Source organism: Stenotrophomonas sp. P5_A8, assembly GCF_056400545.1.
In genome coordinates this window covers 1-1279 of the sequence record NZ_JBFULB010000553.1, presented here as the reverse complement: position 1 = coordinate 1279, position 1279 = coordinate 1, and the positions used below count along the sequence as shown (strand labels likewise).

Sequence of the window (1279 nt, the reverse complement as noted above, 5' to 3'; positions counted from 1 at the left end):
AGCGCTACCTTTGGGAGGGGGCGATGGACTTCGCATTGCTGCGGATTTGGCTGGAAATTCCGGAACAGCGGGTGCAGCCGATACGTGGCGGAGGTGCGGACCACAGGGCTGCAAGTGACCACGGCGTTTGGTTTGAAGCGGATTGCGCCTTTATCACCGTCTTGGATCTAAAAGAGTGACAAGAGTTGAGTGATATTCTCAGCTCGTTTTGTTGGTCCGGTTGAATTCAATCACATTGCTGCAGAGATATAGTTTAATTCGCAGCAACTATGTAGGATGGATCGGGAGCGGAAAAATGGTGGGATGGGATGGAGTTCTCTTCCCTCGCTAGAGTTTTTTGACTCCGATGTTGGAATGAAATTCGGGCTTTCTGAATTTCCAAGTTTCATCGAGGACGCCTGTGCTTATCTGTGGGTAATTCCCAGTTAGGTAGTTGGGGTGCTCCGACGTATGGAGTAAGAGTGCTGATAGATGGTCGCGACGCTTTACAGGCACATCTCATCGCTGGTTGAGATTGGGCCTCAACCCATGATGCCTTGGGTCACACCCGGTGGGTCCGAGCCCCTTGCACCGCAAGCCTCAAGCCTGGCGCGCTGACGCCTGCCCCCCGGGTGCTAGAATTTCCCTTTCCTTTACCGTTGTCGCGCGCCATGCACCTCTCCCTGCTCAAGACCAAGATCCACCGCGCCACCGTCACCCACTCCGAGTTGAACTACGAAGGTTCCATCGCCATCGATGACAACCTGCTGCGGGCCACCGGCATCCGTGAGTTCGAACAGGTGCATATCTGGGACGTCACCAACGGTGCGCGTTTCTCCACGTATGCCATCCGCGCCGAAGCCGGCAGCGGCGTGGTGTCGCTCAACGGCGGCGCCGCGCGCCACGTGCAGGTGGGCGACATCATCATCATCGCCGCGTTCGCCAGCATGAGCGAAGAAGAAGCTGACAGCTTCCGCCCGAAGTTGGTATATGTGGACGGCAAGAACCAGATCTCCCACACCAACGACAGCATCCCGACACAGGCCGCATGACACAGCACAACGGATTCGACCCGCTTCACTCCCATGCCCAGCGCCTGCGTGGCGCGAGCATCCCTTCGCTGCTTGCCGCCGAACCGGAGCGGGCACGAACGTTGGGATTGCGGGTCGGTCCGTTGTACGTCAATTTCGCACGGCAGAAGTACGACCGCGCGGCGCTGGACGCACTGCTGCAGCTGGCCGCCGAGCGCGATGTCGCCGGCGGCTTCCAGCGGCTGTTCCGCGGTGAGACGGTCAATGTG

At 58.6% G+C, this 1279-nt stretch carries 1 protein-coding gene and 1 pseudogene; both read left to right on the top strand.

Annotated elements, in window-relative coordinates; genetic code table 11:
• Positions 1 to 650 precede the first annotated feature (650 nt).
• On the top strand, positions 651 to 1031 hold the full coding sequence (gene panD / locus AC1DQP_RS20605) for an aspartate 1-decarboxylase (protein WP_457320069.1): 381 nt from the start codon (positions 651 to 653) through the stop codon (positions 1029 to 1031).
• A pseudogene (locus AC1DQP_RS20600) lies at positions 1028 to 1279 on the top strand (glucose-6-phosphate isomerase); the annotation flags it as partial. The gene panD and the pseudogene AC1DQP_RS20600, both read left to right, overlap by 4 nt.

Bases quoted from the DNA above. Each gene is read 5' to 3' on its own strand.
- panD (WP_457320069.1), top strand. From the start codon at position 651: ATGCACCTCTCCCTGCTCAAGACCAAGATCCACCGCGCCACCGTCACC.